At 37.2% G+C, this 15,915-nt stretch carries 16 protein-coding genes and 1 rRNA gene; all 17 read right to left on the bottom strand.

Going from position 1 to position 15,915, the window contains the following annotated elements; all coding sequences use genetic code 11:
• Positions 1–55 precede the first annotated feature (55 nt).
• Complete coding sequence (gene clpC, locus EKQ63_RS02235) at positions 56–2,491, bottom strand: ATP-dependent protease ATP-binding subunit ClpC (protein ID WP_000971179.1); 2,436 nt, start codon at positions 2,489–2,491, stop codon at positions 56–58.
• Between the two features lie 12 nt (positions 2,492–2,503).
• Entirely contained in the window at positions 2,504–3,577 is a 1,074-nt protein-coding gene (locus tag EKQ63_RS02230; protein ID WP_087951327.1) for a protein-arginine kinase McsB, read from the bottom strand.
• Positions 3,578–3,581: 4 nt separating this feature from the next.
• On the bottom strand, positions 3,582–4,130 hold the full coding sequence (locus EKQ63_RS02225) for a protein-arginine kinase activator protein McsA (protein WP_087951326.1): 549 nt from the start codon (positions 4,128–4,130) through the stop codon (positions 3,582–3,584).
• A gap of 173 nt (positions 4,131–4,303) precedes the next feature.
• Positions 4,304–4,765, bottom strand: a complete 462-nt coding sequence (gene ctsR, locus EKQ63_RS02220) for a transcriptional regulator CtsR (protein ID WP_001244563.1) — start codon at positions 4,763–4,765, stop codon at positions 4,304–4,306.
• Positions 4,766–4,971: 206 nt separating this feature from the next.
• A 5S ribosomal RNA gene (rrf, locus tag EKQ63_RS02215) occupies positions 4,972–5,087 on the bottom strand.
• Between the two features lie 420 nt (positions 5,088–5,507).
• Complete coding sequence (gene lysS / locus EKQ63_RS02205) at positions 5,508–7,007, bottom strand: lysine--tRNA ligase (RefSeq protein ID WP_000369677.1); 1,500 nt, start codon at positions 7,005–7,007, stop codon at positions 5,508–5,510.
• 159 nt (positions 7,008–7,166) lie between these two features.
• Complete coding sequence (gene dusB / locus EKQ63_RS02200; RefSeq protein ID WP_000912258.1) at positions 7,167–8,165, bottom strand: tRNA dihydrouridine synthase DusB; 999 nt, start codon at positions 8,163–8,165, stop codon at positions 7,167–7,169.
• Between the two features lie 23 nt (positions 8,166–8,188).
• On the bottom strand, positions 8,189–8,392 hold the full coding sequence (locus tag EKQ63_RS02195; protein WP_000387027.1) for a helix-turn-helix domain-containing protein: 204 nt from the start codon (positions 8,390–8,392) through the stop codon (positions 8,189–8,191).
• Positions 8,344–8,859: a 2-amino-4-hydroxy-6-hydroxymethyldihydropteridine diphosphokinase gene (gene folK, locus EKQ63_RS02190; RefSeq protein WP_001059445.1), complete on the bottom strand. Its 516-nt coding sequence runs from the start codon at positions 8,857–8,859 to the stop codon at positions 8,344–8,346. Before folK ends, EKQ63_RS02195 begins: the two co-directional genes overlap by 49 nt.
• The gene (gene folB, locus EKQ63_RS02185) at positions 8,856–9,218 is read right to left on the bottom strand and encodes a dihydroneopterin aldolase (RefSeq protein WP_000358063.1); all 363 of its coding nucleotides are present in this window, start codon (positions 9,216–9,218) and stop codon (positions 8,856–8,858) included. The genes folK and folB overlap by 4 nt, the downstream gene beginning before the upstream one ends.
• Positions 9,219–10,079, bottom strand: coding sequence for a dihydropteroate synthase (folP, locus tag EKQ63_RS02180; protein WP_140168775.1), 861 nt, complete (start codon positions 10,077–10,079; stop codon positions 9,219–9,221).
• Positions 10,054–10,926, bottom strand: a complete 873-nt coding sequence (gene pabC, locus EKQ63_RS02175; RefSeq protein ID WP_143880701.1) for an aminodeoxychorismate lyase — start codon at positions 10,924–10,926, stop codon at positions 10,054–10,056. The genes folP and pabC overlap by 26 nt, the downstream gene beginning before the upstream one ends.
• The gene (gene pabA / locus EKQ63_RS02170; RefSeq protein WP_143880700.1) at positions 10,920–11,507 is read right to left on the bottom strand and encodes an aminodeoxychorismate/anthranilate synthase component II; all 588 of its coding nucleotides are present in this window, start codon (positions 11,505–11,507) and stop codon (positions 10,920–10,922) included. Before pabA ends, pabC begins: the two co-directional genes overlap by 7 nt.
• Before the next feature lie 5 nt (positions 11,508–11,512).
• Positions 11,513–12,910: an aminodeoxychorismate synthase component I gene (pabB, locus tag EKQ63_RS02165; RefSeq protein WP_143880699.1), complete on the bottom strand. Its 1,398-nt coding sequence runs from the start codon at positions 12,908–12,910 to the stop codon at positions 11,513–11,515.
• Positions 12,911–13,130: 220 nt separating this feature from the next.
• Positions 13,131–14,054 carry a cysteine synthase A gene (gene cysK, locus EKQ63_RS02160; RefSeq protein WP_001261701.1) on the bottom strand — a complete coding sequence of 308 codons (924 nt, stop codon included), beginning with the start codon at positions 14,052–14,054 and terminating at the stop codon, positions 13,131–13,133.
• 103 nt (positions 14,055–14,157) lie between these two features.
• The gene (gene hslO / locus EKQ63_RS02155) at positions 14,158–15,033 is read right to left on the bottom strand and encodes a redox-regulated molecular chaperone HslO (protein WP_000656366.1); all 876 of its coding nucleotides are present in this window, start codon (positions 15,031–15,033) and stop codon (positions 14,158–14,160) included.
• A gap of 6 nt (positions 15,034–15,039) precedes the next feature.
• Positions 15,040–15,828, bottom strand: coding sequence for a type III pantothenate kinase (locus EKQ63_RS02150; protein WP_000578367.1), 789 nt, complete (start codon positions 15,826–15,828; stop codon positions 15,040–15,042).
• Positions 15,829–15,915 lie beyond the last annotated feature (87 nt).

Raw genomic sequence — 15,915 nt, 5'->3', positions numbered from 1 at the left:
ATCCTTGTCGTACAAGAAAGAGGGCTATCTCGTAGCCCTCTTAGTTTGTCTATACTTATTTTACCTTTTCAGCACTATGAATGACAAATGATTCTCCTTCAACATCAAAGATAACTTTTTGTCCTTTCTCAATAGCACCTTTTAAAAGTTCTTCCGATAGTCTATCTTCTACATGTTTCTGAATTGCTCTACGAAGCGGACGAGCACCGTACTCTCGGTCAAACCCTTTATCAGCAATAGCCGAAATCGCTCCTTCTGTTAAATGCAATTCAATTTCTTGCTCTTTTAAGCGATTTACTAACTGATTTACCATAAGTGTTACAATCTCTTGAATATGTTTTTTCTCAAGCATATGGAACACGATAATTTCATCAATACGGTTTAAGAATTCTGGACGGAATGCCTTTTTCAGTTCATCCATTACTTTACCTTTCATATCTGAATAATCGCGGCTCTCATCTTGTACGTTAAATCCAAGATGTTTATTACGTTTTAACGCTTCTGCACCAACGTTAGATGTCATAATAACAATTGTATTACGGAAATCAACTGTACGCCCTTTAGAATCTGTTAAGCGACCATCTTCTAATACTTGTAGTAAAATGTTAAACACATCAGGATGAGCTTTCTCTACTTCATCTAATAAGACAACTGAATATGGCTTACGGCGAACCTTTTCTGTTAATTGTCCACCTTCTTCATATCCAACATATCCTGGAGGAGATCCAACTAAACGAGAAGTAGAATGCTTCTCCATGTACTCAGACATATCGATGCGAATCATTGCATCCTCATCACCGAACATAGATTCTGCCAACGCTCTTGCTAGCTCCGTTTTACCTACACCTGTTGGTCCTAAGAAAATAAATGAACCAATCGGACGTTTCGGATCTTTCAAGCCTGCTCTAGCACGACGAACAGCTTTCGCTACAGCTACTACCGCTTCATCTTGACCGATCACACGATCGTGAAGAATTGATTCTAAGTTTAATAATTTATCAGTCTCTGTTTGTGCAAGTTTAGAAACCGGGATACGAGTCCACGTAGAAACGACATTTGCAATATCTTCTACTGTCACTTCTGAGTTTTCTTTTCCTTGTTGCTCTTTCCATTGACGCTTCGTATCTTCTAACTTCTCACGTAAGCGTTGTTCCATATCACGTAACGAAGCAGCTTTTTCAAATTCTTGACTTTGTACAGCTGCATCTTTTTCTTTCCTAATTTCCTCAAGCTTCACTTCAAGCTCTTTTAGATTTGGTGGTGTTGTATAAGAGCGTAAGCGCACCTTTGAAGCAGCTTCATCAATTAAATCAATTGCTTTATCTGGTAAGAAACGATCTGTAATGTAACGATCTGAAAGCTTTACAGCTGCATCAATTGCATCATCTGTAATAGATACGCGGTGATGTGCCTCATAACGATCGCGTAAACCTTTCAAAATTTGAGTTGATTCATCTAAACTTGGCTCATCAACATGAATTGGTTGGAAACGTCTCTCTAAAGCTGCGTCTTTTTCAATATATTTGCGATATTCATCTAACGTTGTCGCCCCAATACATTGTAATTCTCCACGAGCTAAAGATGGTTTTAAAATGTTAGATGCGTCAATAGCACCTTCTGCGCCGCCTGCACCAATTAATGTATGAAGTTCATCAATAAATAGAATGATATTTCCTGCTTGGCGGATTTCATCCATTACTTTCTTCAAACGGTCTTCAAATTCACCACGGTATTTCGTTCCGGCTACCACTGTGCCCATATCTAGTGTCATAACACGCTTATCTCTTAAAGTTTCAGGAACTTCATTATTTACGATTTGTTGTGCTAATCCTTCTGCAATTGCCGTTTTACCTACACCAGGCTCCCCAATTAATACAGGGTTGTTTTTTGTTCTACGACTTAAAACTTCAATTACACGTTGAATTTCTTTACCACGTCCAATAACAGGATCTAAACGATTTTCACGTGCAACAACTGTTAAATCACGTGCTAAGCTATCAAGTGTTGGTGTATTTGCATTTGTTGAAGAACCACCTTGATGACCTGAACTTGCTTCATTACTTCCAAGAAGTTGCAATACTTGTTGTCTTGCCTTATTTAAGCTAACACCTAAGTTATTTAAAACACGTGCTGCTACCCCTTCACCTTCGCGGATTAAACCAAGTAAGATATGTTCTGTTCCAACATAAGAATGACCTAATTTGCGAGCTTCATCCATAGACAACTCAATAACCTTTTTAGCACGCGGTGTATAATGTACAGTTTGAGAAGCTTCTGTTCCGCGCCCAATTAACGCTTCTACCTCTTTTTGAACTTTCTCCGGGCTTAATCCAAGAGCAATCAACGCTTTTGCTGCAATCCCTTCACCTTCGCGGACAAGCCCAAGTAAAATATGTTCTGTTCCAATATTGTTATGCCCAATACGAATCGCTTCCTCTTGAGATAAAGCTAATACTTTCTGTGCTCTTTCTGTAAATCTTCCAAACATCATAGAAATCGCCTCCTACTTGCGCTTAGTTTTTTCAATACGTAATCGCTCACGGATTAAGGTTGCTCTTCGATAATCTCTTTCTTCTGGTCCTAAAGGTCCTCCTGCATATTGTTGTAAAATGCCTGGTTGTGTAAGAACCATTAGCTCAGTCAAAATATTTCTCGATATACCTTTTATATATCCTAAATCAATACCAAGTCGTAAATCTGATAAGCAATTGGCTGCTTCCGCAGATTGAATTAAACGACTGTTGGCTAGTATGCCATAAGAGCGATAAACTTTATCTTCAAGCTCAATACTTGAATTTTGTACAATTAATTCTCTAGCCATCTTTTCTTGCTGTATGATTTGTTGAATGACACTCTTTAAATCTGCAATAATATCTTCTTCAGATTTTCCTAGCGTCATTTGGTTTGACACTTGAAATATATTACCTAACGCTTCGCTACCTTCACCGTATATTCCTCTTACTACTAACCCTAATTTTTGAATTACTTGTATAATACGGCTAATTCTTTTCGTCAAAACGAGCCCCGGTAAATGAATCATTACAGAAGCCCTCAATCCTGTACCAACATTAGTAGGGCAGCTTGTAATATATCCAAGTGATTCATCAAAAGCATATTCAACCTCTTTCTCAATCCAATTATCTATTTGATTGGCACTTTGAAGAGCCTCTGATAACTGCAATCCTGAAAATAAGCACTGAATCCGAATATGGTCTTCTTCATTCAGCATAACACTAATATGTTCGCTTTCTGACAATAGACATGCTCCATATTCTGTTCCTGCAAGGTTGGGACTAATTAAATGCTTTTCAACTAATACTCTCCTTTGAAGAGGCGTTAATTCATTCATTTTTAATAGCTCAAACTCTCCAAAAGGTTCTACCGTTTTATTTATAAATTCCTTTTTAAATAATTCTTGAATCAGTTTAGCTTCTTCTTCATTTTGCATAGTAGAGAATTGATATTTTTTAAAATTACGAGCCAAACGAATTCGACTACTTAAAACAATATCAGAATCAGGGCCATCCCCCTTCATCCACGGACTAATCGCTTCATTCATAATTTTGTCCAGTGACATAGAACTATTCCCCCTCTCTATGCTCACTAAGCTGATTTTCAAGGTTTCTAATTTTATCCCTTATTTCAGCAGCTTTCTCAAATTCCTCTTTCTGTACGTATTGTTTCAGAATGAGTTTTAGTTCATCTAATTCTTTCTTTAAGTGAATATTTCCTTCTATACGCTCCGGAATTTTTCCACAATGATCTGTATGCCCGCCGTGAAGACGTTTTAATAACGGCTTTACATGTTCCTTAAATGTATCGTAACAAGAAGCACATCCAAAGCGTCCTACCTTTGTAAGTTGCTCATATGTCATTTTACAATCTGGACATCTTAATATATTTGTGTTCGAAAATCCGCTTTTTCCTTCTTCAAACATTGTTGATTCACCGTGTAATAACCCAGCAAATAAATCATGGAATGAAAAGTTAGACTGCGATGATTGAAAGAAAGACGTATAGCCACTTTGTTCTGCACATTGCTCACAAAGATGAACTTCCGCCTTCTTTTCGTTAATTACTTTTGTATAATGTAAAGTTGCTGGTCTTATATTACAGTTTTGACAAGTCATCACTATCCCCACCTTTACAACAGGAACGATCTATCTCATAGTACTTTTCATACATTACTAGACTGTTCACTTTCCTTTATTCGTTTACATAAAAGTGCGTGTTCTTTTTTCAAAACTTCTACAATATTTAACTGCCTTATCTCTTAGTTATTATTCTTTTACAAAAGCTGTATTTATTTATATTTCAGTGTTCTTAACATTGCGCATAATATTCGAGCCCTAAGTTCATCTCGAGAAGGAACATCCATTGATAATACAGAACGATCTAGTACGCTTAACATAAGTTTAGCTTCACGATTCGTTATGATTCCCTCTTCTATTAAACGTATAATCATACTCTCTGCATTTCCTTGCGCAACGCTATGATCAATCATATGAAGCATTTGATCAATAATGTCTATATCGTCATGCAGTTTGACTTTTATAATGCGAATGTAACCTCCTCCACCACGTTTACTTTCTACTACAAATCCTCTTTCTAACGTAAAACGGGTATTGATTACATAATTGATTTGAGATGGTACGCACTCGAATCGATCCGCAATCTCATTTCTTTTGATTTCAATCACATTATTATTACTTAAGTCAATAACTTGCTTTAGATATTGCTCAATGATATCAGATATATTTCTCATTTATCCGCCACCTTTATTGACTTTGACTATCTTTGACTTTAATTATATACGTATTAATAAAATTTGCAACTCTTTTGCTTATTTACTATCCTAGCCACATTCTACTGTATTTAATCAAAATAATACTTATTTAAATACATTTTTAATTACTATGGATTATAAAAGAAAACACGAAAAAACACGAGTCATTTGACTCGTGTTTAATTGCTTGGCGACGTCCTACTCTCACAGGGACAAGGTCCCAACTACCATCGGCGCTAGAGAGCTTAACTTCCGTGTTCGGTATGGGAACGGGTGTGACCTCTCTGCCATCATCACCAAACTATGAAGGAGGCACGCCGCCAGCGTTCATCCTGAGCCAGGATCAAACTCTCCAATAAAGTTAGTTTGTCTAGCATCATAAAATAAAAATTGACGTTTCACGTTGTTTGTTTCGTTCAGTTTTCAAAGAACTACTTCGTCGCTCGTAAGCGACTTTATCAATATAACATTTCGTTATATTTTCGTCAACAACTTTTTTTAATAAGTTGTTTTTCGTTTGTTTTGCTTGTTACCTTTCGTGGCAACGAATATAAATATACCAGTTTGATTATTAAAATGCAATAGTTTTTCTAATAAAATTTTTAACTTAGTAAAAAAGTATAAAAACAGCACTTTTCTTCTATATAAATATAATTTCTCGCACCACCAAACTCTACTACTCACACTTAAATAAAAAAAGCTTTGGAGAAATCTCCAAAGCTTAGTCTTGTTTATGACGCATAGCAGGGAATAATAGTACGTCACGAATAGATGGTGCATTCGTTAATAACATAACAAGACGATCAATACCAATTCCTAGTCCACCTGTAGGAGGCATACCATACTCAAGAGCTTCGATATAATCATCATCCATCATGTGAGCTTCATCATTACCTTGTTCGCGTTCTTTTAATTGCGCTTCAAAACGTTCTTTCTGATCGATTGGATCATTTAATTCAGTGAATGCATTTGCATGTTCACGTGCAACAATAAATAATTCGAAACGGTCTGTGAATCGTGGATCTTCGTCATTCTTTTTCGCAAGTGGCGAAATTTCTACCGGATGACCGTAAATAAATGTTGGCTGGATTAATTTATCTTCTACTTTTTGCTCGAAGAATTCATTAATAATATGACCAACTTCCATTGTATCCTTAATTTCTACATTATGTTCTTTTGCAAGTTCACGCGCTTCTTCTACACTCATCGGATTCCAGAAATCTGCTCCAGAATGTTCTTTAATTGCATCTACCATATGAAGGCGTGTCCATTCTGGTTCTAGATTAATTTCATAATCACCATACTGAATTGTTGTTGTACCTAGTACTTGCTTCGCGATATGAGCAACCATATTTTCTGTTAGTTTCATAATATCTTTATAATCAGCATACGCTTCATATAATTCAATCATCGTAAACTCGGGATTATGACGAGTTGATACACCCTCGTTACGGAATACACGGCCGATTTCATAAACTTTTTCTAATCCACCCACAATAAGGCGTTTTAAATGAAGTTCAATTGCGATACGCATATATAATTCCATATCTAACGCATTATGGTGCGTGATGAAAGGACGCGCAGAAGCTCCACCTGCAATTGCGTGCATCATAGGTGTTTCCACTTCAAGATAACCATTGTCATCTAAGTATCTTCTCATTTCACGAATGATTTTACTGCGAGTAACAAATGTTTCACGGCTTTCCATACTTGTAATTAAGTCTAAGTAACGTTGACGGTAACGTTGTTCAACATCTTTTAATCCATGATATTTATCCGGTAATGGACGAAGAGATTTCGTTAATAACGTAAAGCCCGTTGCTTTCACCGAAAGTTCTCCAACGTTCGTTTTGAAAATTTTACCTTCAATACCTACTAAGTCACCTAAATCTGCTGTTTTAAATAATTCGTACTCTTCATCTCCAACAGCATCTTTACGAACGTAAATTTGAACTTGTCCATGTAAATCTTGAATATGTGCAAATCCAGCTTTTCCTTTACCGCGTTTTGTCATAATACGACCAGCGATAGAAACAGAGATTTCTTTCTCCTCTAATTCTTCTTTAGAGAACTCTCCATATAGGCTTAATAATTCATTTGTTGCATTTGTACGTTCAAAACGTTTACCGAACGGATCGATCCCTTGCTCACGTAAGTTATGTAGCTTTTCACGACGAACAAGCAATTGGTCGTTTAATTCTTCGTGGTTCATGTTATCCATGGTATTGATATCACTCCAGCTCTATTAATTTTTACAATATATACAGTATAGCATTTTCTACTCAACTAGAAAAACTGCCAGCAACTAACTGGCAGTTCTTCTTTCTTTCACGTAATTATAGGAAGTGTATAGAAGAATGTCAATCTTCCCTTCCTATTATTAACCAACGTGAATTGTTTGTTGTTTCGCTTCTACTTCTTCTACAAATGTACCTAATACATTCGCAAGGTCTTCACGGGTATTACAAGCATTGATACCATTACGTACAGTTGCATTACCACGAATACCCTTTAAATACCAAGCTGCGTGCTTTCTCATCTCTCTTACAGCGACATTTTCATTCTTTAAATCGATCAGACGATCTAGATGCAACATACATACGTCAATTTTCTCACGTACTGTCGGTTCTGGCATTAATTCACCCGTCTCTAAATACTTTACCGTACGATAAATCATCCATGGATCCCCAAGGGCAGCGCGGCCAATCATAACACCATCTACACCGATTTCATCAAGCATACGCTTTGCATCTTGTGGCGTTGCGACATCACCATTTCCGATAACCGGGATATTTACAGCTTGTTTTACTTGTTTAATAATATCCCAATCCGCTTTTCCTTCATACATTTGTACTCGTGTGCGCCCATGAACTGCTACCGCTTGTCCACCTGCACGCTCAACAGCCTTCGCATTCTCGATTGCGAAAATATGATCCTCATCCCAACCAATACGCATTTTAACTGTAACTGGTTTTTCTACAGCATCTACAACTGCTGCTACCATTTCATATATTTTATTTGGGTCTAAAAGCCACTTTGCTCCTGCATCACACTTAACGATTTTTGGTACTGGGCACCCCATATTAATATCAATGATGTCTGCTGTCGTATATTGATCTACGTATTTCGCAGCATCTACAAGGGTTTCTTTCTCGCCACCAAAAATTTGTAAACTTAATGGCTTTTCTCTCTCATCAATATATAACATATCTAATGTTCTTTTATTATTCAGTAGTATCGCCTTATCACTTACCATTTCAGCACAAACTAGGCCTGCACCGAATTCTTTTACTGTCAAACGGAATGCAGAGTTACACACTCCCGCCATCGGTGCTAATACAACCGGATTTTTCATCTCAATATTTGCGATTTTTAACACTCGATTTACTCCTTCCTTCATGGTCACTTTGGCATTAGCTCATCTATCGAGACCTTTAATGCTTTAGCAACTTCCACTACAAAGTCTTGGGAAGGCGATCGATTCCCTCGCTCAACTTCACCTAAAACAGATACAGATACCCCTAATTCTTTTGCAAAACCTTCTTGCGTGTAACCTTTTAGTTTTCGAAAAGCACGAATGCGTCTTCCCCATTTTTCTGCTTCCATACCGTTACTCCCTCTCGCCTTTTCATTTCTTCTACTTGTGAACGTGAAATGTTTTGTTTTATATCTTGATTAATCTCTAACAACGGAACGATAACAAAAGCTCTTTCGAACATCCGCGGATGCGGAACAATAAGATTCTCTGCTTCAATATTTTCTTGATTATATAGTAAAATGTCAAGGTCGATAGTCCTAGGTCCCCACCTAATTTCCCTTTTTCTTCCTAGATCATTTTCTACTTTTTGCGTTACTTTCAATAATTCTTGCGGTGATAAATTGGTAGAAATTTTTATAACTAAATTTAAAAAGCAACTTTGGTCAGTATAGCCAACCGGTTCCGTCTCATATACAGACGAAACATCTTCAACTTTGATATAAGGATTTTTATTCAGAAACTGAATCGCTTCAGTTAAATACGTATAACGTTCTCCAATATTTGAACCTAATGCAATGTAAGCTATATTATTCATGGACGTTCTCTCGTAATTTCTACCGCTACAGCACGATAATGCCCCGGTATCGGCGGATCTGGTTTAATTACCTTTATCGTACATCTTGAAATACTCTCATATTGTTTCAATATATCTGTAGCAATATTTTCAGCAATACTCTCTACAAGCTTATATGTTCTATCTTCTACAACTTTCCTACATAACTCGAAAAGTTCTCCATAATTAACAGAATGCTCTAAGTCATCACTTTCTCCTGCTCGCTTCAAATCCAATTCCACAGTTAAGTCCACTTTAAATCTCTGGCCCAATTTATTTTCCTCTGGGAATACACCATGATAACCATAAAACTCCATATCATGAATATAAATTTTATCCAATTACTTTACCCCCTTACCAATCATCGCATCCATCATCTTAGCCATACGTGCCATTTCCTTCACATCATGAACACGAACAAACTCACAACCCTTTTCAATACCAAGACAAACGGTAGCTCCCGTCCCCTCAAGACGTTCTTCTACCGGTAAATCTAGCACATGCCCAATAAAGGACTTTCTTGAAGTACCTAAGAGAACTGGATAACCTAGTACGTTTAACTGTTCTAAATTACGCATCGCTTCTAAATTTTGTTCAGGCGTTTTAGCAAAACCGATACCTGGGTCTAAAATGATATTCTCATCTCGCACGCCAGCATCTTTAGCAATTTTAATACTGTCATATAAGTCAGCAATCATATCAGCCATTAAATTACGATAATTCATATTATCGCGATTATGCATTAAGATAATAGGTACATCGTAATGAGCTGCAACTTCAGCGATTTTTGGTTCCGCCTTCGCTCCCCAAATATCATTAATAATATGAGCACCAGCTTCAATTGCCTGTTTTGCAACTTCCGCTTTATACGTGTCGATAGAAATAGGCAATTTCACCTCTTTTGAAACAGCCTGAATCATTGGAACAACTCGTTTTATTTCTTCTTCCACCGATACTTTAGCAAAGCCCGGACGAGTAGATTCGCCACCAATATCAATAATATGAGCACCTTCATCTCGCATTTCTTTCGCATGGCGCACTGCAGCATCTACCTCGTTGTAACTCCCACCATCAGAAAACGAATCTGGTGTTACGTTTAAAATCCCCATAATTAACGTTTTTTCATTTAAGTTCAATGTATATTCGCCGCAGCGCAAATCATAATCCCACTTCAAACTACACATCTCCTCTTCGTAATTCATTTCTGCTCCACAATTTCTCTCTCTGCATTTCATAAAGGTCCATAAATCTTTTTGTAACCATACCTACTTTACCCGGGAAATCTCGCCCCTCTATACGATTAAGCGGAACAATTTCTTGAATCGAGTTTGTTACGAAGACTTCATCAGCTGAAAGTAATTCATCTTTTGTAAAGAAACCTTCTTTTACTTCTATACCAATCTCTTCAGCAACCTTTATAATAAACGCACGAGTGATACCATTTAAAATCCCTGTTTCAAGCGAAGGTGTATATAAAATATCACCTTTCACAAAAAAGAGATTCGAAACAATACCCTCTGCAACATAACCTACTTCAGTCAGGAAAATCCCTTCCTTATTCACACCATTTCCAATTTCACGTTTCCCCAAAATGTTATTTAAATAATGGTGAGACTTCAAGCGAGATGCACCCTCTGGTGTATTTCTCACTTGATTTAAGACAACCCCTTCTTTTTCCACTACATCTCCCGGGGCCGCTAAAGGTTTTATAAAAACAATAATAGACGGCTCTTCATAAATTTCTGTTTGCAATCCAATTTCATCTATACCCGCCGATACATTAAAACGGACATACGCATGCTCTAATTTATTCTTAACGAGTAAATTCTTCAAAATAAGCATTACTTCATCTTTCGTCATTGTCCATTTTATTTGCAATGTATCCAGCGCATCTATTAAACGGTCATAATGATCATCCAATAAAAAAGGATGACCATTATAAATACGAAAAGTCTCAAAAACTCCAAGACCATATAAATAACCATGATCATAAGGAGAAATTCTCGCTTCACTTGATTCTACATACTGACCATTTACGTAAATTAACATGATGTCACACTTGGACTATATTTATGAATGAAATTCTGCAACAACTCTTTCCCGTGAGAAGTCATAATAGATTCCGGGTGGAACTGCACACCTTCAATCGGTAATGTTGTATGGCGGAGCGCCATAATTTCCCCTTCTTCTGTCCAAGATGTTACTTCTAAGCAATCAGGTAACGTCTCTTTTTTAACAATAAGGGAATGATAGCGCGTCGCAGTAAACGGATTAGGGATATCCGAAAAAATCGTCTTCTCATCATGATGCATAAGCGATGTTTTCCCATGCATTAATCGCTCTGCACGGACAACCTCTCCACCAAACACTTGCGCAATAGATTGATGCCCAAGACAAACCCCAAAAATCGGAATCTTTCCAGCAAAGTATCGAATAACCTCCATACTAATCCCTGCCTCATTCGGACTACATGGACCTGGCGAAATCATTAAAAAGTCTGGTTTCATATTCTCAATATCTGAAATAGTCACTTCATCGTTACGTTTAACAACAAGCTCTTGTCCAAGTTCTCCAAGAAACTGTACTAAATTAAATGTAAAAGAATCATAATTATCAATCATTAATATCATTTCTCTCACCTAACCGTTTCTTCACTACGTTCTTTTGCACGCCATAAAGCAATCGCCTTTTTTAACGACTCTTTATATTCATTTTCCGGATTTGAATCAATTACAATTCCCGCTCCCGCTTGTACATGCGCTTTTCCATCTTTAGCAAGAAGTGTCCTAATCACAATATTCAATTCTGTATCTCCAGAATAACCAATCCAACCAATTGAACCTGTATAAATCCCTCGGCGAACAGGTTCTAGTTCTTCAATAATTTCCATCGTACGTATTTTCGGTGCACCAGTAATTGTCCCCCCAGGGAATACAGCCTTCACTAAATCAAAAGCGTCTTTATCTTCTTCCACCTCACCACGCACATTAGAAACAATATGCATAACGTGTGAGTATTTCTCAATTACCATAAATTCATCTACTTCTACAGTTCCATATTTACAAACACGCCCTAAATCATTTCGTTCTAAATCTACAAGCATGACATGCTCTGCTCGTTCCTTTTCATTCTCAATTAATTCTTTTGCCAACTCTTCATCCTCTTGCTCATTCGCCCCTCTAGATCTCGTTCCAGCAATAGGCCTTGTACTTACTTCAGTTCCTTGTTTCTTAATTAGCAACTCCGGCGATCCACTAACAATTTGAAAATCCCCAAGCTCCAAGTAACCCATATATGGAGATGGATTAATTTCGCGAAGACTTGTATAAATTTCTAGTGGGTGTGTTTGTAACGTTCTTTCTTGTCTTGTCGACAAGTTTACTTGGAACACATCACCAGCACCAATATATTCTTGAATACATTCAACTGCCTTCATAAAGCTTTCTTCAGTAAAAGCAACTGCTTCACTTTTCTTTTTGGGGCACGCAAACGGTATAGTCACTTCTGGCGCTTCTATCGCCCAAAGAATCTTCCATTCATTTAATCGCTCTTTTGCCTCTTCGTGCTTATCTACATAATGTGTAATAATCCATAATACTTTTTCTTCTTGATCATACACAAACACATCATCAAATAATAAAAAGAATATATCAGGTATATTAATATCATCCTCCGCAAGAGAAGAAAGTTTTTCAATATAACGGATGCAATCATAACTAAAATAACCAATTGCACCACCTTGAAAAGGCGGGTATTCCGGATTATAATCCGTTTTCCATCGCTCCATATATTCCTGCATTAAATCTAATGGGTTTCCTTGCTTTATTGTTTCCTTACCACTTTCACTTATATGTAACGTTTCACCCTTCCCTCGGATTACCGCTACTGGGTTTAACCCCACAATGTTATAACGACCGCCACGCCCACTCTCTAACAAAATATGTTGCGGTTTATCCTTAGAAAGAAATTTATATTGCTTAAAGAAATCTAACTGATATGGAATAGAAAGCGCTAAAGATTTTCTTCGTTGCATATCAACACCCCGTCTTCTTTTATCCCACCCTCTTATATTAACCACTTCAAGCTACATTCGTTATGTATATAGAAGAGTTATACTCGAAGGCTAGTGAAAATAAATTAATTATACTACCTCTTATTTTACATGAAGTTTTCTAGTCATTCACTCTTTTCCTATTTCCAATCCAAAAAGAAAAAGCATCCTTTTTCAAGGATGCTTTTTCAATCACATATAATTAAGACTCAAATTGATAAAGTGGTGTACTTAAATAACGTTCACCGTTACTTGGAATAATAACAAGTACCTTTTTCCCTTTACCTAACTTTTTCGCAATTTCTGTTGCTGCATAAATAACCGCTCCAGAAGAGATACCAACTAGAATACCTTCCTCTTTAGCCACTCTTCTTGCATATTCAAACGCTTGCTCCGTTTTCACTTGAACAATTTCATCATATACTTCTACATCCAATGTCTCTGGAATAAATCCAGCCCCAATTCCTTGGATTTTATGTGGACCTGGTTTCCCACCAGATAATACTGGTGAATCCGCAGGTTCTACTGCATAAATTTTAATATCTTTATACGCTTCCTTGAGCACTTCACCAGCACCAGTAATCGTTCCACCCGTACCAATACCTGCAATAAACGCATCTAATTGGTCGCCCATTTGTTCAACAATTTCTGGACCCGTTGTTAAACGGTGAATTTCTGGATTCGATTGGTTTTTGAACTGTTGTGGTATAAAGTAACCATTCTCTTTTGCTAATTCAGTCGCTTTACGAATTGCTCCACCCATTCCTTCAGGCCCTGGAGTCAATACTAATTCCGCACCGTAAGCACGTAATAAATTACGACGCTCAATACTCATTGTTTCTGGCATTACTAAAATTGCCTTATATCCTTTAGCAGCCGCTACCATCGCTAAACCAATTCCCGTGTTACCACTTGTCGGTTCAATGATTGTATCGCCTTCTTTTAATAATCCTTTTTTCTCAGCATCTTCAATCATAGCTAATGCGATACGATCTTTAACGCTGCTCCCTGGATTCATAAATTCTAATTTTAAGTATATATCTGCGCTGTCTGATTCTACGATGCGGTTCAACTTAACGATCGGCGTTTTCCCGATTAATTCTGAAACTGATTGTGCCACTCGCATTCCTGTCACTCCTAACACCGAGTATTTTTATTGGTTTTATCTATATTTAGATTTTGTCAGAAAATTCCCTGTTTGTCAATGTATTTAGAGGTGAATTGCCTTATTACAAATTCTCAATTAAATTTGTAATATCTTCTTTAGAGAACTTGTATCGCTCATTACAGAAATGACAATGAACTTCTGTTTCTTCTTCTTCTTCACGAACTTGCTCTAACTCCGTTTTACCTAAACTAATTAACACACTCTCGATACGTTCGCGAGAGCATGTGCAATTAAATTGAACATCCATCGTTTCTAATACTTTTACCTTATCTTCTCCAAGGACTGCATACAGTAACTCTTCTGGAGAAAGCCCTTGTTCGATCAATGTTGATACAGGAGGAATCTTCTGTAAACGCTCTTCAATGAATGAAATTGTTTCTTCCTGTGCACCTGGCATAATTTGAAGAATAAATCCACCCGCTGCTAATATGCTATCATCTCCATTTACAAGGACACCAACACCTACAGAAGAAGGCGTCTGCTCAGAAACTGCAAAATAATACGTGAAGTCTTCTCCTAATTCTCCTGAAACAATTGGAGATTGACCAATAAACGGCTCACGCATACCAATATCTTTAATTACCGTTACAAATCCTTCAGTACCTACCGCCTGATATACACGTAATTTCCCTTGTTCTGTTCCTTCAAAGTCAACATGTGGATTTGTTACATAACCACGTACATCCCCATTTGCATGAGCATCTACTAAGATAGGACCAATCGGGCCATTACCTTCTACCTTGATCGTTAGCTTTTGGTCACCTTTTAACATTGCACCCATCATTGTACCTGCAGTTAAAGAACGGCCAAGTGCCGCTGAAGCTGTTCTCCATGTATCATGACGTCTTTGCGCCTCACTTACCGTATTTGTAGTACGTACACTATACGCACGCACTTCACCATCAAATGCTAACGCTTTTACTAAATAATCTTTCATACGTATTTATTCACCTTTCTCATGCTGTAAATTTGCATTACGCTCGTATAACATATACAAACCTTTTAATGTTAAGAATGGATCTACAACATCAATTACATTCGATTCTTCTGAAATTAATTTCGCTAATCCACCTGTTGCAATAACTTTTGGTTCTTGTTTAGCTTCCTCTTTCATGCGCTTAACAATACCTTCCACTTGTCCAACATAACCATAAAGAATACCAGATTGCATCGCACTTACCGTATTCTTCCCAACTACACTGCTTGGTTTTGTAATTTCAATACGAGGAAGTTTTGCCGCTCTACTATATAAAGCCTCTGCTGAAATCATAATTCCTGGTGTAATAACGCCACCCATATAATGCTTTTCTTCGTTAATATAACAATATGTAGTAGCCGTACCAAAATCGACAATAATAAGCGGACTTCCATATAGGTGAATTCCTGCTACTGCATTTACGATTCGATCCGCACCTACTTCACGTGGATTTTCATATTTAATATTTAACCCTGTTTTTATTCCAGGACCTACTACAAGCGGCTTAATTTTAAAATACTTTTCACACATGCGCTCTAAAGCAAACATAATTGGTGGTACGACTGAAGACACGATAATACCTTTTACATCTTCAAACGAAAGACCCTCATGCTCAAGCAACTGTTTTACAAGCATTCCATATTCATCTTCTGTCTTATGACGATCTGTTTCCATGCGCCAATGTTGACGAAGTTCCCCCTCTTCAAACACGCCCAGTACAGCATTTGTGTTCCCTACATCCAATACAAAAATCATATTCTCACCACTTATCTTATTTAATCTATATTTGTGCAGTATGTATAAAACTTATAAAAACATCATATCACACATACTTATATAATC

This window comes from Bacillus sp. BD59S (genome assembly GCF_007363175.1).
In the GTDB taxonomy this organism is placed as follows: Bacteria; Bacillota; Bacilli; order Bacillales; family Bacillaceae_G; genus Bacillus_A; species Bacillus_A pacificus.
This window is presented reverse-complemented; position numbering and strand designations above follow the sequence as displayed.